Raw genomic sequence first — 17,937 nt, forward strand, 5'->3', positions numbered from 1 at the left:
TGTTACAGACCGAGCCATTCCTCGAGCGGCCCCTTGGGAAGTGGGACCAGGAACCAGCGTTCGAAAACCAGATAGGTCACGACCGGCATGCCGATAGCGACCGCGGCGACCGTCAGCCAGCGATAGCCGCCGAGCCAGCGCATGAACCAGGCGATGAAGACCATGGAGGCGACGTAGAGGCCGATGAACGGCATCGAGCCGACATAGATCGCGGTGGGCACGACGACGCTCATGACCTGGCGAAGCTGTCCCCATTCTGCGAACAGCCGGCCGTCGTCGTCACGCTGCGCGCTCCAGACGTTGATGGCGCTTGCGCCGACGATGGCGGCGCCGACATAGAAGGGGAAGAAGCCGGCGCGCGGACCCTCCGCGCCCCAGTTGATGCCGGCCTTCAGGCTGCCGAAGATTACAACCAGGCCGAAGGCGCCGATCAGCAGCGCCATGCCGATTTCCAGCGTCTTGTGCGCCGGGCCAGATGCGGATCCGGATCGTTCAGTCATGGGACCTCCAGGCTGAATTGCGGTCTTTCGCGGTCACGGCAGACGGGAGGACGACCAGCGTCCTCAGCCGTCGTCGATATTCCCGTCAATTTGCCGACGCGAGGAAACCGGCGTCCTTCATCAAGCCCTCGTGGCGCTTCTCCTCCGCCTCGATCCATTTGGCGTAGTCGGCGCCAGCCATGAACGTCGTGTTGAAGGCGCCGCTCTTCATGAAATCCTGCCATTCCGGCGTGGCGCGGACCTTCTTGAACAGCTCGACATAATATTCGACCTGATCCTTGGTGGCCTTGGGCGACATGAAGATGCCGCGCAGCATGAGGTATTCCATTGCGAGGCCCTGCGACTTGCAGGTCGGAATATCTTTCCAGGCCTTGCCCTCGGCGATCGGCTCGTCATAGGCCATCGGCTGGGCGTCGAAGACGCAGAGCGGACGAAGCTTGCCGCCGCGCCATTGCGCGACCGCCTCGATCGGATTGTTGACGGTCGAATCGATGTGATTGCCGACGAGCTGAACGGCGACTTCGCCGCCGCCCTTGTAGGGAATGTAGGTGAACTTCGCCTCGATCGCCTTCTCGATGCCGACCGTGATGATCTGATCTTCCTGCTTGGAGCCGGTGCCGCCCATCTTGAATGAGCCAGCCGGTGCCTTCTTCGCCGCGTCGACGTAGTCCTTGACGGTGGCGTACGGCTTCTCGGCATTCACCCAGAGCACGAATTCGTCGAGCGCCAGCATCGCCACCGGCGTCAAATCCTTCCAATTGAACGGAATCCCCGTCGCCAGCGGCGTCGTGAACAGGTTCGACAGCGTGATGATGATCTTGTGGGGATTGCCCGACGACGTCTTCACATCCAGGAAGCCTTCGCCGCCCGCGCCGCCGGCCTTGTTGATGACCACCAGCGGCTGCTTCATCAGATTGTGCTTGGTGACGATGCCCTGGATGGTGCGTGCCATCTGATCGGCGCCGCCGCCGGTGCCCGCGGGCACGATGAACTCGACCGGACGGACCGGCTCCCAAGCCGCACGGCTTGCAGTGCTGCTGGCGCACGACATCGCGATTGCCGCCAGAGCGACATTCAGAACGAATGGCTTCATCTTGTTTCTCTCCCTGTCGAACCTCGAACGCAGCCGCTCTTTGTCGGCTTGCGTCAGCCCATCTCACTTCACGTGCCTGGGGTCACCCTTGCGGTCGATCTCCCATGGCGGTCCCGATCGAAACTGTAGGAGCAGGAACAACGCGCGGCATCCGCTCCTTTCGGCTAAGGTTCCGCCAAGGTTCGCGGCAGATGCACCCCTCGGCCGATTCCCGCGTTGCGCTATATTTCCCCGCCTTACACCTTTGATTGTGCAATCCATTGTTCGTTGTCGAATGGTATGCGAGATGCCAGCGGACAAACAATCGGATCGGCAGGTAATCCCGGCGGACCAATCGTCGCAGTTGTACGTCGTGGAGCCAAGCAGGCACGCAAAAGCAAAATGGCCCCGTTTGGGGCCATTTGCTCGAACGTAGTGTCTGCGGGATCTGCCGGCCCGCCGCTCGGCGGGGCGGGCAAGGCCCTCTTACAGGCCGAAACGCGGCAGGTCGCCGTTGTGGTTGGAAATCTCGGCGCTCGCCATCAGAAAGCTGTCGATCGCGGCCATCAGGCGGGCGAACAGCGAGGAGGAGGGGGCGAGAGCGACGGTAGCGGACTCGGACATCGGAATTCCCTTTCGTGAGACGGTCAGTATTGCTGTCTCATTTCGAACGGCAATCTATGTATACCAGATGCCACTGTCTACGATCTTGTTTGCATAGCAGCATGCAACGCCTCGCATTGCAGCATAATGCTGGGTTAACGGGGCCGTTTCGGACATAAAATTGCCCGTGCCTGCTTGTTGCGGGGTCTTTCCAGCCGAAAGGCCCGAAAACCGGGCTGAATCATCCGGTCCGAAGCGGGATCTCACAGCGATCGACGCCAAGCTTCGACCGCACTGCAATAGGGCGGCCCTTGGCACGGACATGCAAAGCGGCTAGTGGTCCGCCCCCTTATCCAATCAACCGTCAGAGTGGTTCATGTCGAGCGCCTCGCCCGCCGTCTCGATCGGCATCGATTTTGGGACCAGCAATACGGTCGTAGCCATCGCGGCGGACGACCGCCGGGTCGAAGCCATCCGCTTCGACCATGGCGGACAGCGCCACAGCGTCTACGTGTCGGCGCTGTGCTTCTGGGAGGACCGGCCGGGCGCCGGCGCCCAGGCCGAGGGCGGCCCGTGGGCGATCGAGCAGTTCCTCGAAGGCCGCCACGTCTACCGCTTCCTGCAGTCGTTCAAGACATTCGCTGCGAGCAGCAGCTTCAACACCACGCAAGTTTTCCGGCAGCGCTTCAAGTTCGAGGACATCCTGGCGGCGTTCCTGCGGACATTGGGGCGCCATGGCGGCGACAAATTCGGCTTCGAGACGTCGACCATTACGGTCGGCCGCCCCGTGCGCTTTGCCGGCGGCAATCCCGACGAGACGCTGGCGATGCAGCGCTACCGCGCCGCGTTCGAGCGCCTGGGCGCCGGCCACGCCCGCTATGTCTACGAGCCCGTGGGCGCGGCGTTCTCCTTTGCCCGAAGGCTGGAGCGCGATGCCACCGTGCTGGTCGCGGATTTCGGCGGCGGCACCAGCGATTTCTCCGTGATGCGCTTCTCGCGAACGGGAGGTCACCTGCGCGCCGAGCCGCTCGGCCATGCCGGCATCGGCATCGCCGGCGACACGTTCGACTACCGCATCGTCGACCACGTCGTCTCGCCGCGCTTGGGCAAAGGCTCGAGCTTCCGCTCCTTCGACAAGGTGCTTCCGGTTCCCAGCGGCCACTACGCCAACCTTGCGCGCTGGCATCAACTGGCGATGATGAAGAGCAACGGCGATCTGCGCGAGCTGCGGGAGCTTGCGCGCACCGCGCTGAAGCCGGAACTGCTCGAGGATTTCATCACCATCGTCGATCTCGACCTCGGCTTTTCGCTGTATCGCGCGGTGTCCGATGCCAAGGTTGCGCTCTCAGTGCAGGACGAGGTCGACTTCCGTTTCAAAGGCGGCGGCGTCGACATCGGCGCGGCCATCACACGGAAGAATTTCGAGTCCTGGATCGCCGACGACATCGCCAGGCTGGGAGCCACCGTCGACAAGGTGCTTGGCGAGGCCGGTATCACCGCGCGCGAGGTGGAGAAGGTGTTCTTGACCGGCGGCACTTCTTTTGTGCCCGCCGTCCGAAAATTGTTCGCCGAACGGTTCGGCAACGAACGGCTGATGTCGGGCGACCAGTTCGAGTCGATCGCCTATGGCCTCGCGCTGATCGGACACAGTCCCGACCCGGACCGCTGGACGGCGGGGGGCGGAATTGGGGCGAAGGCGGGCGGGTAACGATCGCTCGTTCCTCATCCTCCGTCATTGCGAGCGCAGCGAAGCAATCCAGACTGTTTCCGCGGATGGATACTGGATTGCTTCGTCGCAAGGGCTCCTCGCAATGACGGCGCGGGGAATCTGCGCACTGGTCGAACAGTGTCGTAGTGCCCTAGGGCGGGCAAAGGCGCGGAGCGCTGTGCCCACCATCTTTCCGAGGCTGAGAGAGCACTGGTGGGCACGCTACGCTTTGCCCACCCTACGATCCTGATTTCACCGCTACTGGTTGATCTCGGGCTCGACCAGCTTCGCCAGATTGCGCAGCGATTCCTGCCAGCCGAGATAGCAGGCCTCCGGCGGAATGACGTCGGGGATGCCGGCCTGCGTGATGTCGATCTCGGTGCCGACCGAGACCTTCTTCAGGATCACGGTGACCTGGATCTCACCTGGCAGATTGGGATCGTCGAATTTGTCGGTGTAGCGGAGACGTTCGCCCGGCACGAGCTCGAGATATTCGCCGCCGAACGAATGGCTGTTGCCCGTGGTGAAATTCCGGAACGACATCTTGAACGTGCCCCCGACCCTGGGCTCGAAATGGTGCACGGTGCAGGTGAAGCCGTTCGGCGGAAGCCATTTCGCCATCGCATCGGCCTCGAGGAAGGCGCGATAGACTTTCTCCGGGCTGGTGGCGAGAACGCGATGCAGGCGGACAGTGCTGGGCATGGTTGTTATCCTCAGTGTTTGATGGGCCCGAGATTGGCGTCTATGGCCCATTCATGTCACGAGGACGACCGGGATGGCACCGATCCGACATGGCGTGTCGGATTTTTTGTTGGAGGTTTGTCTCATGGCGTCGGCCCATTGAGCCGGTCGAGATGTCCCTTCGCTGTGACCTCGGATTGCTCCAGCTCGTACAGCACGAAGAAACCTTCGGCATCCGCCGTCCTGGTCCAGCGCGATCCGCGCTCGTTCTCTCGATGCTCCAAGCCGAGGGCAGGCGTCGATTTCGGCGGCCTTCATCGGTGCTGGTGTCAGATCGTAACCAGCGACAGGATTTTCCTATTCCGGCAGGTCTTTTCCGGACAGGTCTTTCGACCTTGCCTCGCGGGCCAATCGCTCCGCCTTGAGTCGTTCGCGATTCGCGTTGAACGAGTGCTGGTCCTTCGCATAATCATTCATCGGCTTCTGCGCTTTGACAGGCTTGAACGCCTTGTTGGCTTCGCGCTTGGCGCGATCAGAGGATTGATCTCTCAACATTTCAGCCTCACTTCGATCAATGGGCGTGTCCCCGCGAGCGGTGGACGAGGCGCCTCCCGCCGGCAAGCCGATATGGATTGCCTCCTCACCCTCTGCGGGAGAGGGTGGCTGTTTCTTCAGTGTTGGGCGGGTCTTTGGCGTGACGTTTGGTCACTCGCCGTGGAGGCGGTACGCTCGCACTTCTGAGAGCATGCCGGTCGAAGAGTAACGGCCGGCCCGCGGTTCGGTTCCTTCGGTGCGAACAAAAAGGCCGCCGAAACCGGCGGCCTTCTTCTTTCTTTGATCAGTCCGCTTACTCGGCGGCCTGCTTCTGCGGCGGGTCGAGGGCGCCGGACTTGTGGATCTCGGCGACCTGGTGGTCGCTGAAGCCGAGCACCGAGCGCAGGATCTCGTCGGTGTGCTCGCCGAGCAGCGGGGAGCGCTCGACGTCGCTCGGGCTATCCGACAGTTTGATCGGGTTGCCGACCGAGATGTACTTGCCGCGGGTGGGGTGGTCGACCTCGACCACGGTGCCGGTCGCGCGCAGCGACTGGTCTTCCGCGATCTCCTTCATCGACAGGATCGGGCCGCAGGGGATGTCGTCCTTGTTGAGGATTTCCATCGCCTCGAACTTGGTCTTGGTCATCGTCCACTGCTCGATGCGGGCGAAGATCTCGTTGAGGCGCGGCAGGCGGACGGCCGGCTTGGAATAGTTCGGATCGGTCTTCCAGGTCGGCTCGCCGATCACGTCGCAGATCTTCTCCCAGACCGGGGCCTGGGTGATGAAGTAGATGTAGGCGTTGGGATCGGTCTCCCAGCCCTTGCACTTCAGGATGCGGCCGGGCTGGCCGCCGCCGGAATCGTTGCCGGCGCGCGGCACGGCATCGCCGAACGGAATGCCTTCGCCGAACTGGCTGTATTCCTTGAGCGGGCCATGGGCGAGGCGCTGCTGGTCGCGCAGCTTGACGCGGGCGAGGTTGAGCACGCCGTCCTGCATCGCGGCCGTGACGCGCTGGCCCTTGCCGGAATGCGTGCGCTGATAGAGCGCGGTGACGATGCCGAGCGCGAGATGCAGGCCGGTGCCGGAATCGCCGATCTGTGCGCCGGTGACGAGCGGCAGGCCGTCGCGGAAGCCGGTGGTGGAGGCGGCGCCGCCGGTGCACTGCGCGACGTTCTCATAGACCTTGCAGTCTTCGTAGGGTCCCGGACCAAAGCCCTTGATCGAGGCGACGATCATCTTCGGGTTGATCGCCTGGATCTTCTCCCAGGGGAAGCCCATGCGGTCGAGCACGCCGGGGCCGAAGTTCTCGACCAGCACGTCGCACTTCTTGATCAGCTCGGTGAGGACTTCCTTGCCCTTGGGGTTCTTGGTGTCGAGCGTGATCGAGCGCTTGTTGTGGTTGAGCATGGTGAAATACAGGCTGTCCACGTTCGGGATGTCCTGCAGCTGGCCGCGGGTGATGTCACCCACGCCCGGACGTTCCACCTTGATCACGTCGGCGCCGAACCATGCCAGCAGCTGCGTGCAGGTCGGGCCTGACTGAACGTGGGTGAAGTCGAGAATGCGAACGCCCTTGAGCGCTTTGGTCATCGTGTTGCTCCTGTTACCACTTGCTTCCGTCATGCCCGCGAAGGCGGGCATCCAGTATTCACTGTCGTTTCAGTTGGGCTCAGTGCTCGCCACCCATGCGGTCCGGCGAATACTGGACTCCCCGCCTGCGCGGGGAGTGACCCGACGGCCTGTTACTTCTTCTTCTGCAGAACGCTCTGCGGATTGAGGTTGCCGATGCGGCCGCTCTCCGAGCCCGCGGCCGGATCGATCACCGCGTTGATGAGCGTCGGCTTGCCGGAGGTCATCGCTTCGTTGACGGCACGCTTGAGCTCGTCGGGCGAGGTCGCGTTGACGCCGATGCCGCCGAAGGCTTCCATCATCTTGTCGTAGCGCGCGCCCTTGACGAACACCGTCGTCGCCGGATCGGAATTGGCGCCGTTGACGTCGGTGCCGCGATAGATGCCGTCATTGTTGAAGATGACGACGCAGATCGGAAGATTGTAGCGGCAGATGGTCTCGACCTCCATGCCGGAGAAGCCGAACGCGCTGTCGCCTTCCACCGCGAGCACGGGGTGGCCGGTCTCGAGCGCGGCGGCGATCGCCTGGCCCATGCCGATGCCCATCACGCCCCAGGTGCCGACGTCGAGACGCTTGCGCGGCTTGTACATGTCGATGACGCCGCGGGCGAGGTCGAGCGTGTTGGCGCCCTCGTTGACCAGGATCGCCTCGGGATACTCCTTGATGACGTTCTTCAGCACGCCGAGTGCGCCGTGATAGTCCATCGGCGACTTGTTGTTCATGAGCTTCGGCGCCATCTTGGCGACGTTCTCTTCGCGCTTGGTCGAAATCGCCTTGGTCCATTCGGCGGGCGGGGCGGTCCAGCCTGAAGCCATCGCCTGGTTGAAGGCGGAGACCACCGAGCCGATGTCGCCGACGACGGGCGCGACGATCTCGACGTTGGAGTCCATCTCTCGCGGCTCGATGTCGACCTGAATGAACTTCTTGGGCGCTTCGCCCCAGTTCTTGCCCTTGCCATGCGAGAGCAGCCAGTTCAGCCGGGCGCCGATCAGCATGACGACGTCGGATTCTTTCAGCACCGTGGAGCGTGCAGCACCCGCGCATTGCGGATGCGTATCGGAGAGGAGGCCCTTGGCCATGCTCATCGGCAGGAAGGGGATGCCGCTCTTCTCGACGAAGGTCTTGATCTCCTCGTCGGCCTGCGCGTAGGCCGCGCCCTTGCCGAGGATGATCAGAGGACGCTTCGCCGCCTTGAGCACGTCGAGTGCGCGCTTGATCGAAGCGGGCGAGGGGATCTGCGCGGGCGCAGCATCGATCACCTTGACCAGCGACTTCTGGCCCGCATCGGCGCTCATCACCTGGCCGAAGAGCTTTGCCGGCAGGTCGAGATAGACGCCGCCGGGGCGGCCCGAGACCGCGGCGCGGATGGCGCGGGCAAGGCCGATGCCGATGTCCTGGGCGTGCAGCACGCGATAGGCCGCCTTGCACAGCGGCTTGGCAATCGCGAGCTGGTCCATTTCCTCGTAGTCGCCCTGCTGCAGGTCGACGATCTCGCGCTCCGAAGAGCCCGAGATCAGGATCATCGGGTAGCAGTTGGTGGTGGCGTGCGCGAGCGCGGTGAGACCGTTGAGGAAGCCGGGCGCGGAGACGGTGAGGCAGATGCCGGGCTTCTTGGTGAGGAAGCCGGCGATGCCCGCCGCATAACCGGCGTTCTGCTCGTGGCGGAACGAGATCATGCGGATACCGGCGGCCTGCGCCATACGGCCCAAATCCGTGATCGGAATACCCGGCACATTATAGATGGTGTTGATGCCGTTCAGCTTGAGCGCGTCGATGACGAGATGAAAGCCATCCGTCAGCTCCTGCTCGGTGCCCGGTGCCTCGGACTTGGTCGCGGTATTCAGCATGGGCCTTGTCTCCCTGGTCTCAGATAGTGGGGCGAGTTTTTCGCCCTTCTGGTGAACGTTGCTAAGTGAAGAGTTCCTGACCATGCGCTTCGACGTAAGCGGCAAGGCCGAGGGTGTGGTCGCGGGCGCGCTTCTCGGCGAGCTCGGTATCGCGCGCCTCCAGTGCTTCGATCATGCCGAGATGCTCGGGCAGCGAGGTCGCGGTGCGGTCCTTGCGTCCGATGGTCAGCTGGCGATAGCCGCGCACGTGCAGCAGGAGGTCGTTGGTGAGATCGACCAGAACCGGCGATTCCGACAGCGAGATCAAGGCCTGGTGGAAGGCGATGTTGGCGCGCGAATATTCCTCGACGTGATCTTCGGGCAGCCGGTCCTTGCTGAAGTCCTTGAAGTAGTCGCGCAGCGCCGTGATGTCTTTCTTGCGTGCGGTGGTGGTGATGAGGCGGGCGGCCATGCTCTCCAGTGCCGCCCAGGCGCGGATCATGTCGACGATCTCGCTCTTGGTCCTTCGCACCACCATGATGCCGCGGCGCGGCACCGTCTTCACGAAACCATCCTGCTCGAGCATCGCGATGGCTTCGCGGATCGGGGTGCGGCTGACGCCCAGGCGCTCAGACAGCGCGCGCTCGTCGAGCATCACCGGCTCGGGCGTCGAATAGATGTCCATCTTGAGGATGGCTTCCTTCAAGGCGTCATACGCCTTGTTCTTGAAGCTGCTCTCCGGGGCAATACGAACGATTGCGATGTCTGCCTCGGCCATGTTCGGCAACGCCTTGGTTGGTTTCCGTAGTGACACGACGAATCTCCTCCAGTGGGAGTCGTCTTTTACAGGAATATTAACGGGAAAGTTTTTGGCATACCACATGCCAGAATGTCAAGCTGGCTATTTTTTGCGGCGTTCTAGGGTGTGCTCTGGCTTGACAAGTTGGCTTCTGGCATACCAAATGCCATCGCCAGCCATTTTTGATCCAAGCCGGCGGAGTAATCTCGGCTTTATGCCACTCCGTTCCGCGGCATGGAACGAAGCGCGGCGAATGGCAAGCATCACGGGCAGCCGCTACGCGCGCGCTTAGAAAAGAACGAACTGAGGTCAAGGGAGAAGCCACATGTCCAATTCCAAAGATGCCGTCCGCAAGGTGCTTGACCAGGTCAAGGCGGACAACCGCACCAGCCTGACGGCGCCGGAAGGCAAGCTGGTCTGCGACGCCTACGGCATTCCGGTGCCGAAGGAGGGCGTGGCGAAGTCGGCCGGTGAGGCCGGCAAGATGGCCTCGTCGATGGGCTTCCCCGTCGTGATGAAGATCGTCTCGCCTGATATTCTCCACAAGACCGAAGCCGGCGGCGTCATCGTCGGCCTCAAGACGGTCGAGGATGCCGAGAAGGCCTACGAGACCATTCTCGGCAACGCCAAGAAGTACAAGGCCGACGCCAAGATCGAGGGCGTCCAGGTGCAGCAGATGCTGGCCGGCGGCACCGAAGTGATCGTCGGCTCGATCACCGACGGCTCGTTCGGCAAGCTGGTCGCCTTCGGCCTCGGCGGCGTGCTGGTCGAAGTGCTCAAGGACATCACGTTCCGCCTCGCGCCCGCGACCAAGGAAGACGCGCTCTCGATGCTCGACGGCATCCAGGCGCATGAAATCCTGAAGGGCGTCCGCGGCGGCGAGCCGGTGAACCGCACGGCACTCGCTGACGTCATTGTCAAAGTCTCGCAGCTCGTCACCGATTTCCCTGAAATCGTCGAGCTCGACTTCAACCCGGTGTTCGCGACGGCGAAGGGTGCGATCGCCGCCGACGTGCGCATCGTCGTCGACTTCGCCTATGTGCCGAAGCCGAAGCCGCGCCCGACCGAAGAGATCGTCGCGGCGATGAACCGCATCATGCAGCCGAAGGCAGTCGCCGTGGTCGGCGCCTCCGCCGAGGACGGCAAGATCGGCAACTCCGTGATGAAGAACCTCATCAACGGCGGATACAAGGGCGACATCTATCCGATCCATCCCAAGGCCGCCGAGATCCTCGGCTACAAGGCCTATAAGAGCGTCAAGGACGTGCCGGGCGTGATCGACACCGCCGTGTTCGCGATCCCCGCGAAGTTCGTGGCGGCAGCGCTGACCGAATGCGGCGAGAAGAAAATCCCGGGCGCGGTGCTGATTCCGTCGGGCTTCGCGGAAGCGGGCGCGCCGGAGCTGCAGGCCGAGATCGTCGAGGTCGGCAAGAAATACGACATCCGCCTGATGGGGCCGAACATCTACGGCTTCTACTATACGCCCGCCAATCTCTGCGCGACCTTCTGCACGGCTTACGACGTGAAGGGCTCGGCCGCGCTATCGTCGCAGTCGGGCGGCATCGGCATGGCGATCATCGGGTTCTCACGCTCGGCAAAGATGGGCGTCTCGGCGATCGTCGGCCTCGGCAATAAGTCCGACATCGATGAGGACGATCTGCTCGCATTCTTCGAGCAGGACCCGAACACCTCGATCATTGCCCAGCATTGCGAAGACCTCAAGGACGGCCGCGCCTTTGCGGAGGCCGCAAAACGCGTCTCCAAGAAGAAGCCGGTCGTCGTGCTCAAGGCCGGCCGCACCTCGGCCGGCGCGAAGGCGGCGTCCTCGCACACCGGCGCGCTCGCCGGTAACGACAAGATCTACGAGGACGTCCTGGCGCAGTCCGGCGTGATCCGGGCCCGCAGCTTGCGGCAACTGCTCGAATTCGCCCGCGGCGTGCCGGTGCTGCCGACGCCGAAGGGCGAGAACGTGCTGATCATCACCGGTGCCGGAGGCTCGGGCGTGCTGCTGTCGGATTCCTGCGTCGACAACGGCCTGTCGCTGATGTCGATGCCGCCGGATCTCGACGCGGCGTTCCGCAAGTTCATCCCGCCGTTTGGAGCTGCCGGAAATCCTGTGGATATCACCGGCGGCGAGCCGCCGATCACCTACGTCAACACGGTGAAGCTCGGCCTATCGGACGAGCGCATCCATTCGCTGATCCTCGGTTACTGGCACACCATCGTCACCCCGCCGATGGTGTTCGCCCGCAACATGGTCGAGGTGAAGAAGGAGATGGAGGCCAAGGGCTTTGTGAAGCCGATCGTTGCTTCGCTCGCCGGCGACGTCGAGGTCGAGGAAGCCGCCGAATATCTCTACCAGAACGGCATCCCGGCCTATGCCTATTCGACCGAGCTGCCGGTCGAAGTTCTAGGTGCCAAGTACAAATGGGCGCGCGGGGCAGGGCTGCTCTGAGGCGAAGATGCTGCTCCGGCAAGTTTGGAGCGGCATTTTTTCAGGTACGTCGTTCCGGGGCGATGCAAAGCATCGAACCCGGAACCTCGAGATTCCGGGTTTGGTCCTTCGGACCATCCCGGAATGACGAGCTCCAAGGCGGCAGGTCGCGATGAGCAAGAACGTGATCCGGCGCAAATCGCTTGAGCCCCGATCTCCATCGGAGGCCGAGCACGAGGCGCGTGACGGCGGCGTGCAGTCCGTCGACCGCGCGCTGTCGATTCTCGAAACGCTGGCCGAGGACGACGAGGGCTATCGCCTCAGCGATCTCGCCGTGCGCACCGGCCTCTCCGCCTCGACCGTGCACCGCCTGCTGGCGACGCTGGAAAGCCGACGCTTCGTGCAGTTCGACCGCGCCGAATCCAAATGGCACGTCGGCGTGCGCAGCTTCACGGTCGGCGCGAGCTTTGCGCGGCGGCGCAATTTTTCCGCACAGGCGATTCCGTACCTGCGCAAGCTGCGCGATCTCACCCGCGAGACCGCCAATCTCGCCGTGGTCGACGACGAGTTCATCATCGTGCTGACCCGCATGGAGAGCCGCGAAATCATGCGCTCGCTGACCAAGGTCGGCGGCCGCGTACCTATGGTGACCTCGGGCGTCGGCAAGGCGGTGCTCGCGACCTATTCCGACGAGGACGTCAGCGCCGTCATCCGGCACCATGGCATGCCCAGGTTGACCGAGAAGTCGATCGTGCGGCCGAGCGATCTGTTCAGGGAGCTCGGAAAGATCCGCAAGCAGGGCTTTGCGATTGACGATGAGGAGGCGCAGCTCGGCCTGCGTTGCGTCGCTGCCGTGGTATACAACGCTCTGGCCGAGCCGCTGGCCGCGATCTCCGTATCCGGCATGACCAGCCGGGTCACCGACGAGCGATTGCCGGAGATCGGACAAATCGTGCGGGACGTTGCCGCCGAGCTGACGGCCGCGCTCGGCGGGGTGATACCGCCGCACCTCTAACCACGGGCGCCCCCCGGGGGATGTCACTGGACAGCATCGGCCGTTTTGGCTGATATGCGACCAAACGACACAATGCGGCAAACGTCCGCATGAGCCTGGAGATGCCCCCATGTTCCGATTTTCCGCGCGCCTTGCCGGCGCGGCCGTCGCGCTGACCCTTGCGGCAGCGACGCCTTCCCTTGCCCAGCAGCTCGAGCTCAAGCTGATGGCGCCGGCCGCGCCCGGCGGCGGCTGGGACCAGACCGCTCGCTCGATGCAGCAGGCGCTGGTGGCCTCGGGCGTTGCGCGCAGCGTGCAGGTCACCAACGTTCCGGGCGCCGGCGGCAGCGTCGGCATCGCGCAGTTCGTCAACGGCGCCAAGGGCGACGGCAACCAGATGATGGTCAATGGCTTCGTCATGGTGGGCGCGCTCGCCATGAACAAGTCGCCGGTCACGCTGGAGCAGGTGACGCCGATCGCGCGGCTCACCGAGGAAATCCAGGTGATCGTGGTTCCCGCGAATTCGCCGATCAAGAATGCGCAGGATCTCGCCGCCGCGGTGAAGGCCGATATCGCCAAGGTCACCTTTGCCGGCGGCTCGGCCGGCGGCGTCGATCATGTGATGGCCGCACTGTTCGCCGGCGCCGTCGGCGCTGACGCCAAGAAGATCAACTACATCCCGTTCTCAGGCGGCGGCGAGTCGCTCGCCGCGATCCTCGGCGGCAAGGTCACCGCAGGCATTTCGGGCCTCAGCGAATATGAAGGGCAGATCAAATCCGGCAAGCTGCGCGCGATCGGCGTGACCTCGGAGAAGCGCATCCCGGGGAGCGACATCCCGACCTTTAGGGAGCAAGGCATCGACCTCGTGATCGCCAATTGGCGCTCGGTGGTCGCACCTCCCGGCATCACGCCGGAGCAGCGCAAGACCTTGAGCGATGCGGTCGAGAAGATGGTGAAGTCGGATGCCTGGAAGGAAATCCTCAAGCAGAAGGGCTGGGAGGACGCCTATCTCGGCGGCGATGCCTTCGCCGACTTCCTGAAGAAGGAAACGGTGCGTGTCACCGACGTGCTGAAATCGGTCGGCCTGGTCAAATCATGACCTCGGGCGATCCGGCCCAGCCGCCGCGGCGCGTCGATCGCGCCGGCCTCGTCATCGCCGCCTTGCTCGCGGTTCTCGCGGCGGTGCTGGTCCTTGACGCGCGCGGCCTGTCATCCACCGCGATGTACGGCATGGGGCCGGAGGCGATGCCGGTCGTGGTCGCCTGCGGCCTTGCCCTGCTCGCGATCGGCAATTTCGTCGACGCGCTGCGCGGCAATCTGCCGGCGCGCGAGAGCGCCGATCCCGTGCCGGTGGTCTTGATCCTCATCGGCCTGGCGCTGCTGATCGCCATCATCGGTTTCGGCGGCGGCTTCATCCTGGCGACCTCGGTGCTGTTCGTGACGACGTCGGCGGCATTCGGGCGCCGAGCTGTCCTGGTCGATTCCGCCATCGCTCTCGTTATGTCGACCCTCATCTATCTCGCATTTGACCGCCTGCTGACGCTGAGCCTTCCGGCCGGACCCCTGGAGCGACTGCTGTGATGGACACTTTTGCGGCGCTGGCGCACGGCATGGCCGTCGCCATCCAGCCGATGAACCTGCTCTATGCGCTGATCGGCGTGTTCCTGGGCACGGCCGTTGGCGTGCTGCCTGGCATCGGACCGGCGCTGACGGTCGCGCTGCTGTTGCCGGTCACCTACAAGCTCGACCCCGGCGGCTCGCTGATCATGTTCGCCGGCATTTATTACGGCGGCATGTATGGCGGCTCGACCACCGCGATCCTGATCAACACGCCCGGCGAGAGCGCCTCGATGGCGACCGCGCTCGAAGGCAACAAGATGGCCAAGGCCGGCCGCGGCGGCCCGGCGCTGGCGACCTCCGCGATCGGCTCTTTCGTTGCCGGCACCATCGCCACCATTGGCTTGGCTTTCCTCGCGCCCTGGCTGGTCGATTTCGCGGTGCGTTTTGGCCCCGAGGATTACTTTGCGCTGATGTGCGTTGCCTTTGTCACGGTGTCGGCGACCTTCGGAGATTCTCCGATCCGCGGCCTGACCAGCCTGTTCATCGGCCTGACGCTCGGCCTCGTCGGCATCGACAAGCTGACCGGCCAGGCGCGGCTTGCGTTCGGCGTCCCCGAGCTGCTCGACGGCGTCGAGGTGACGACGCTTGCGGTCGGCCTGTTCGCGGTGGGCGAGGCGCTCTATGTCGCATCGCGTCGCCACCACAGCGAGGAGAAGCTCGAGCCGGTGCGCGGCTCGCTGTGGATGACAAAAGAAGACTGGAAGCGGTCGTGGAAGCCGTGGCTGCGCGGCACGATGTTCGGCTTCCCGATTGGCGCGCTGCCGGCGGGCGGCGCGGAGATCCCGACGTTCCTGTCCTATTCGACCGAGAAGCGGTTGACGAAACATCCCGAAGAGTTCGGCAAGGGCGCGATTGAGGGCGTGGCGGGGCCGGAAGCGGCCAACAACGCGTCCGCCGCCGGCACGCTGGTGCCGCTGCTCACGCTCGGCTTGCCCACCTCGGCGACGGCCGCGATGATGCTGGCGGGCTTCCAGCAATACGGCCTCAACCCGGGACCGCTGTTGTTCGCGGAACGGCCTGACCTCGTGTGGGGGCTGATCGCCAGCCTGTTCATCGCCAACGTCATGCTGCTGGTTCTCAACCTGCCGCTGGTCGGACTTTGGGTGCGGCTGCTCGCGATTCCGCAGCCATGGCTCTATGCCGGCATCCTCGTGTTCGCGACCATGGGCACCATCGCGGCCAAGCCATCGGTGGTCGAGCTGTCGATGCTGGCGGGTTTCGGCGTGCTCGGCTTTCTGATGCGCCGGTTCGATTTTCCGATCGCACCCGTCGTCGTGGGCCTGATCCTCGGCCCGATCGCCGAGAGCCAGCTGCGCCGCGCGCTGGCCATCAGCCTTGGTGACCCCATGACGCTGCTGCAGAGCCCGATCTCGGCAACGCTGTTGGCGGTGGCGTTGATCGCGCTGCTGGCCCCCTTCGTGCTGAAGGGGCTCGGGCGGTTCAAGGCCAACGAGGATTAATGGAACTGACAAGGCGGCGGCATCTGTGCCCAATGTGAAAGCACGGATGCCGCATTATTTGAGTTGCCCCTGCCGCCGCGGGGGTTAACCATCGCTGGGCTGTCCATTTCACGCGAGAGCCTCGATGACCAAACTCACCCGCTTTGCCGTCGCGCCGCTGCACAGCATGACGCGACGTCTGGCCGACGTCGCATCCGCACGCCTCGCGCCTGATCTCGTCGTCACGGGCGCGCGGGTGCTCTCGACCTATTCCGAGCGCATCCATCCCGGTCGGGAGATCTGGATCACCGGCGGCCGCATCGCCGCGGTGAAGCCCGCCGGCACGGCGAAAAAGGCCTGGAGCGGTGTCGCGACTTACGACGCGGCCGGCGGCATCATCGCGCCTGGCCTCGTCGATCCGCACATCCACATCGAATCCTCGATGGTGACGGCCTGTGCTTATGCGGAGGCCGCGCTGCTGAACGGCACCACCACGATCTTTTGCGACAGCCACGAGATCGGCAACGTCATGGATGTCGCCGGTGTCGAGGCAATGCTGGAGGACGCGCGGCGGGCGCCGCTGTCGATCTTCCTGACGGTGCCGAGCACGGTGCCGGCGACCTCGGCGGAACTGGAGACGGCGGGCGGGGACCTCACGCCGGACAAGATCGCCGGCCTGTTCGATCGCTGGCCCGAGGCTGTCGCACTCGGCGAGAAGATGGACTTTGTGCCCGTGACGATGGGCGACGAGCGTAGTCACGCCATCCTCGCGGCCGCCCTGAAGCGTGGCCGTCCCGTCTCTGGTCACGTCTATGGCCGCGAATTTGTTGCGGCCTATGCGGCATCGGGCGTGACCGATACCCATGAAGCGATCGACCGCGACATCGCCGACGACCTGCTCGACGCCGGCGTCTGGGTGTTCCTGCGCGGCGGCCCACCGACGACGCCCTGGCACTCGCTGCCGCAGGCGATCCGCACGGTCACCGAGTTAGGGGCCTCGCACAAGCGGACGGCGGTTTGCACCGACGACCGCGATGCCGACGATCTCCTGCTGTTCGGTCTCGACTGGGTGGTGCGGGAAGCCGTGAAGGCCGGCATGTCGCCGGAGCAGGCCTGGTCGATGGGCTCGCTGCACGGCGCAACCCGCTTCGGCATGGATGGCGACATCGGCGGGCTCGGCGGCGGCCGCCGCGCCGATCTCGTGCTGATGGACGACCAGCTCAAGCCGCAATGCACCTGGTACGGCGGCGAGCTCGTGGTCGAGCGCGGCAAGATTACGCCGCGTCTCGATCAGGCGCTGTCGCAGCGTTATCAATATCCGAAGGCGGCCTATGCGACCGTCAAGCTTCCGGAGAAGGTCAAGCTGACGCCGGAATTGCCGGTGAAGGCCTGCACCGTCAATGCGATCAAGACCGCGCTACCGGGCATCACGCTGATCCATGAAAAAGTGGCGATCGAGCCCGCAAAGGACTGGCCGGACCTGTTCGCGCGCTACGGCCTGTGCTTCGTCACGGTGGTGGAACGCCACGGCAAATCGGCCGGCAACGTCGCCTATGGCCTGCTCAAGGATTTCGGCCTGAAGCGAGGCGCGGTCGCCTCCAGCGTCGGACACGACAGCCACAATATCATCGTGGCCGGGACCAACGAGGGCGACATGCAGGTGGCGATATCCGCCATCAAGGCGCAGCAGGGCGGCGTCTGCGTCGTCGCCGACGGCAAGGTGAGGGCGCTGGTTCCGCTGCCGATCGCAGGCCTTCTCTCCGACAAGCGCGTCACGGAGGTCGCCGAAGAGGTCAAGGCGCTGAAGAAGGAGTGGGCGGAAGCCGGCTGCACCATTCCCTACATGGGCTTCAATTTGATTCCGCTATCGGTCATTCCGGAAATTCGCATCACCGACAAGGGCCTCGTGCTGGTGCCGCAGATGGAGCTGGCGCCGCTGTTCGAGTGATCTGCTTTCACCTGTATCTCGATCTAACCGATTGAGACCGCCGCGTTTTTTCTGCGGCTGCCGCATCGTGGAAAATAAAATCGATCTCGTTGAGATCGCATCTCGCTCGTCTGATGATCTCGCTCGCTGACGCAACTTGAGCGAGGTCC

Annotated in this window: 15 protein-coding genes; 7 read left to right on the plus strand and 8 right to left on the minus strand. The window is 64.1% G+C overall.

What is annotated here, in order from left to right; all coding sequences use genetic code 11:
• Positions 1–2: 2 nt before the first annotated feature.
• The 3 genes from IVB26_RS14995 to IVB26_RS15005 all read right to left on the minus strand — a co-directional run bounded on the left by IVB26_RS14995 (position 3) and on the right by IVB26_RS15005 (position 2,196).
• Complete coding sequence (locus IVB26_RS14995) at positions 3–500, minus strand: tripartite tricarboxylate transporter TctB family protein (RefSeq protein WP_247972359.1); 498 nt, start codon at positions 498–500, stop codon at positions 3–5.
• Between the two features lie 85 nt (positions 501–585).
• Positions 586–1,593: a Bug family tripartite tricarboxylate transporter substrate binding protein gene (locus tag IVB26_RS15000; protein WP_458309351.1), complete on the minus strand. Its 1,008-nt coding sequence runs from the start codon at positions 1,591–1,593 to the stop codon at positions 586–588.
• 465 nt (positions 1,594–2,058) lie between these two features.
• Positions 2,059–2,196 (minus strand): hypothetical protein, encoded by a 138-nt coding sequence (locus tag IVB26_RS15005; RefSeq protein WP_247972360.1) that lies wholly within the window; start codon positions 2,194–2,196, stop codon positions 2,059–2,061.
• 355 nt (positions 2,197–2,551) lie between these two features.
• Here IVB26_RS15005 and IVB26_RS15010 point away from each other — a divergent pair, with 355 nt between their 5' ends.
• Positions 2,552–3,883 carry an Hsp70 family protein gene (locus tag IVB26_RS15010; RefSeq protein WP_247972361.1) on the plus strand — a complete coding sequence of 444 codons (1,332 nt, stop codon included), beginning with the start codon at positions 2,552–2,554 and terminating at the stop codon, positions 3,881–3,883.
• 258 nt (positions 3,884–4,141) lie between these two features.
• On the opposite strand, the gene IVB26_RS15015 is transcribed toward IVB26_RS15010, so the two are convergent.
• From IVB26_RS15015 to IVB26_RS15035, 5 genes are all read right to left on the minus strand, one after another.
• Positions 4,142–4,585 carry an SRPBCC family protein gene (locus IVB26_RS15015; RefSeq protein ID WP_247972362.1) on the minus strand — a complete coding sequence of 148 codons (444 nt, stop codon included), beginning with the start codon at positions 4,583–4,585 and terminating at the stop codon, positions 4,142–4,144.
• A 336-nt stretch (positions 4,586–4,921) separates the two neighbouring features.
• Positions 4,922–5,119, minus strand: a complete 198-nt coding sequence (locus IVB26_RS15020) for a hypothetical protein (RefSeq protein WP_247972363.1) — start codon at positions 5,117–5,119, stop codon at positions 4,922–4,924.
• Positions 5,120–5,411: 292 nt separating this feature from the next.
• Complete coding sequence (gene frc, locus IVB26_RS15025; protein WP_247972364.1) at positions 5,412–6,689, minus strand: formyl-CoA transferase; 1,278 nt, start codon at positions 6,687–6,689, stop codon at positions 5,412–5,414.
• A gap of 152 nt (positions 6,690–6,841) precedes the next feature.
• On the minus strand, positions 6,842–8,575 hold the full coding sequence (gene oxc / locus IVB26_RS15030) for an oxalyl-CoA decarboxylase (RefSeq protein ID WP_247972365.1): 1,734 nt from the start codon (positions 8,573–8,575) through the stop codon (positions 6,842–6,844).
• Positions 8,576–8,636: 61 nt separating this feature from the next.
• A complete protein-coding gene (locus IVB26_RS15035) occupies positions 8,637–9,332 on the minus strand; it encodes a GntR family transcriptional regulator (protein WP_195799034.1) in 696 nt (231 codons plus the stop codon).
• A gap of 346 nt (positions 9,333–9,678) precedes the next feature.
• On the opposite strand from IVB26_RS15035, the gene IVB26_RS15040 reads away from it, so the two are divergent.
• The 6 genes from IVB26_RS15040 (at position 9,679) to IVB26_RS15065 (ending at position 17,788) form a co-directional block, all read left to right on the plus strand.
• Entirely contained in the window at positions 9,679–11,808 is a 2,130-nt protein-coding gene (locus tag IVB26_RS15040; protein WP_247972366.1) for an acetate--CoA ligase family protein, read from the plus strand.
• A 151-nt stretch (positions 11,809–11,959) separates the two neighbouring features.
• Entirely contained in the window at positions 11,960–12,802 is an 843-nt protein-coding gene (locus IVB26_RS15045; protein WP_247972367.1) for an IclR family transcriptional regulator, read from the plus strand.
• A 109-nt stretch (positions 12,803–12,911) separates the two neighbouring features.
• Positions 12,912–13,880, plus strand: a complete 969-nt coding sequence (locus tag IVB26_RS15050) for a Bug family tripartite tricarboxylate transporter substrate binding protein (RefSeq protein ID WP_247972368.1) — start codon at positions 12,912–12,914, stop codon at positions 13,878–13,880.
• Complete coding sequence (locus IVB26_RS15055) at positions 13,877–14,362, plus strand: tripartite tricarboxylate transporter TctB family protein (RefSeq protein ID WP_247972369.1); 486 nt, start codon at positions 13,877–13,879, stop codon at positions 14,360–14,362. The genes IVB26_RS15050 and IVB26_RS15055 overlap by 4 nt, the downstream gene beginning before the upstream one ends.
• Positions 14,362–15,861, plus strand: a complete 1,500-nt coding sequence (locus IVB26_RS15060) for a tripartite tricarboxylate transporter permease (RefSeq protein ID WP_247972370.1) — start codon at positions 14,362–14,364, stop codon at positions 15,859–15,861. The genes IVB26_RS15055 and IVB26_RS15060 overlap by 1 nt, the downstream gene beginning before the upstream one ends.
• A gap of 124 nt (positions 15,862–15,985) precedes the next feature.
• Complete coding sequence (locus IVB26_RS15065; protein WP_247972371.1) at positions 15,986–17,788, plus strand: adenine deaminase C-terminal domain-containing protein; 1,803 nt, start codon at positions 15,986–15,988, stop codon at positions 17,786–17,788.
• Positions 17,789–17,937: the final 149 nt, after the last annotated feature.

The organism is Bradyrhizobium sp. 195 (assembly GCF_023101665.1).
GTDB lineage: Bacteria > Pseudomonadota > Alphaproteobacteria > Rhizobiales > Xanthobacteraceae > Bradyrhizobium.